We start from the raw sequence: 2,293 nt of genomic DNA, 5'->3' as shown, positions 1-2,293 counted from the left end.
ATGAACTCAGTGCGAGTATTCGGCGGAAACAACTTGACCATAAAACGCTCCAATCACTAGAGCGTTGCTACGACCATATGACTTTGCCACGATTCAACGGCCTGTAACTCACGTCTCGTCAACGTTGGGACGTTGCTGCGCCCGGGGAACTCTCGGCCGCACGAGAGCGTGGCTATCCCGCAGCAGCTCCTCGACGAGCTCGCGGGGCACATGGCCATCGAGCACAATCGTGATCCAGTGCTTCTTATTGAGGTGATACCCCGGCGTGATCCACGCGGGAAACTCCTCACGCAGTGCGCGGCTTTCCTCCGGATCACACTTTAGTGAGACCGTCAGCGGGTCGCCGGCCAGGGCAGCAAGGGCAAAAATCTTGCCGTTGCCGCTGGTTTTGAACACGCTCGTCTCCTCGCCGAACGGAAAGGTCTCAACAGCCTGAGGCAGGCTCAGACACAGGTCGACGAGCGCGTCCGGAGTCATCAGGCCAATCTAGGCCGCGACAAGATTCATCGCATCGGCGGTCAGCTCGACCGACCGCAGGCGTTCCTCGATCAGCGGCGACTGGTGGGCCAGAATGAGCTCATCGGCCCCGGTTCCCTCGGCGAATTCCTTGAGGTAGGCGCGCACCTCGTCCGCCGTTCCGACGGCCGAGTAGCGCATCATGTTGGCGATGTTCCGGCCCTCCGGGGTGGTCAGGAAGACGTCGATCTGGTCGTCGCTGTACTCGGGCGTGGCCGGTCCGCGGGAGAGCATGCCGCGCACCCGGATGCGACGGGTCGTGTCAAACTGCGCCACAGCATCCGCTTTCTCATCGGCCGCGATCACGTTGGCGGCAATAATGAGGTGCGGGGCGGCGAGCTGCTCCGAGGGCCTGAAGTCGCGGCGGTAGAGCGCGATGGCCTCGTGAAGCGCGTCGGGCGCGAAGTGCGAGGCGAAGACGTAGGGCAAGCCGAGTGCGGCGGCGAGACCGGCGCCGAACAGCGAGGAGCCGAGAATGTACAGCGGAACGTTGGTGCCGGCTCCGGGAACCGCCTGCACACCGGGCACGATCGACTGGCCGCGCAGGTAAGCCTGCAGTTCCATGACGTCCTGGGGAAACTGGTCGGAGGCACGCGGATCGCGTCGCATCGCCCGAGCGGTGGTCTGGTCGCTGCCGGGCGCCCGTCCAAGGCCCAGGTCGATGCGATCGGGGTAGAGCTCGGCGAGAGTGCCGTACTGCTCGGCGATCACGAGCGGCGAGTGGTTGGGCAGCATGACGCCGCCGGATCCGAGCCGAATGGTGCTGGTCTGCCCAGCAACGTGGCCGATCAGAATACTGGTCGCCGACGATCCGATCGTCGGCATATTGTGGTGCTCCGCATACCAGACGCGCGCATACCCGTGTTTTTCGGCGGTCTGGGCCAGCGCGACACTCGCCGCAAAGCTCTCTCGAGCGGTCTCCCCAGGGGCAATCGGAGCGAGGTCAAGAATGGACAGCGGAATAGTCATACTGGGACCAACGCTGGCGCGCGCAAATCGTTACCCGCTACCCGAAATGGGCAAGAGGCATTTCCATCAGGTAACGAACTGAAACATTTTCGCCTTCTTGCAGACAATCCGTACCCGGGCGACCTAGCCTCGTACGCATAGACCAGCTCCGTCAGCATCGCCGGAGAGTGACATCGGGTTTCGATCCTGATCGCGTGCCACCAATTCGCGCACGATCAATTCGAGGCAAACGCCTGCTCCGGTAGGTGCATTCGCCCGGCAGCTCCGACGAGATGCCCCGCTGAAGTGGAACCACAACCATGACCGACGACGAACTCTTGCTTGAAATCGACTACACCGGCTACGACAGCTCCTGCCGCGACCCGCACATCACCCCAGCCGCGGACCTCGTGGAGTGCCGCCGCCTGTGCGGCCACGGCGGCGAGCCGCACGGCACCCGGGCCGGCGTCCGCGCCATCCGCTGGAGTGTGGAGCTCACTCCCCTGGCCGCGTAACGCCGAAGCTGGAGGGCTCCGCCTGGGCCTGCGCGTCCGGGGCACTCCTGCGCCTGCGCGGCCACTTTGCCGGCGGTTGCGGTTCCCGTTGCGGCCGCGTTGCGGCTGCGTTGCGCCGGTGCCCCTACAGTCTTCTGCGCCAGCCGTCGGGCTGCGCCGGCGCGCACTGTTCTTGGTCCTGGCCTGTCAAACAGCTGGGAGCGCGTTCGCAACATGGGCCCGGCATGCCCGCGCACGCTGTTTGTGGATCGGGACGCCATTCCAATCGCCCGAATCTGCCCTGCATAAAATGGTGACAGAGTTTCGATAGTTAT

General features: G+C 64.2%; 3 protein-coding genes. 1 reads left to right on the top strand and 2 read right to left on the bottom strand.

Going from position 1 to position 2,293, the window contains the following annotated elements; all coding sequences use genetic code 11:
* Positions 1-108 precede the first annotated feature (108 nt).
* Entirely contained in the window at positions 109-477 is a 369-nt protein-coding gene (locus CXY80_RS00155; protein ID WP_104131124.1) for an MmcQ/YjbR family DNA-binding protein, read from the bottom strand.
* Positions 478-486: 9 nt separating this feature from the next.
* Complete coding sequence (locus CXY80_RS00150) at positions 487-1,485, bottom strand: LLM class flavin-dependent oxidoreductase (RefSeq protein ID WP_104131123.1); 999 nt, start codon at positions 1,483-1,485, stop codon at positions 487-489.
* A 299-nt stretch (positions 1,486-1,784) separates the two neighbouring features.
* Here CXY80_RS00150 and CXY80_RS00145 point away from each other — a divergent pair, with 299 nt between their 5' ends.
* Positions 1,785-1,979 carry a hypothetical protein gene (locus CXY80_RS00145; protein WP_092452225.1) on the top strand — a complete coding sequence of 65 codons (195 nt, stop codon included), beginning with the start codon at positions 1,785-1,787 and terminating at the stop codon, positions 1,977-1,979.
* The last annotated feature ends 314 nt before the right edge of the window (positions 1,980-2,293 follow it).

Source organism: Cryobacterium sp. M91 (assembly GCF_002929615.1).
Lineage (GTDB): Bacteria > Actinomycetota > Actinomycetes > Actinomycetales > Microbacteriaceae > Cryobacterium > Cryobacterium levicorallinum.
This window is presented reverse-complemented; position numbering and strand designations above follow the sequence as displayed.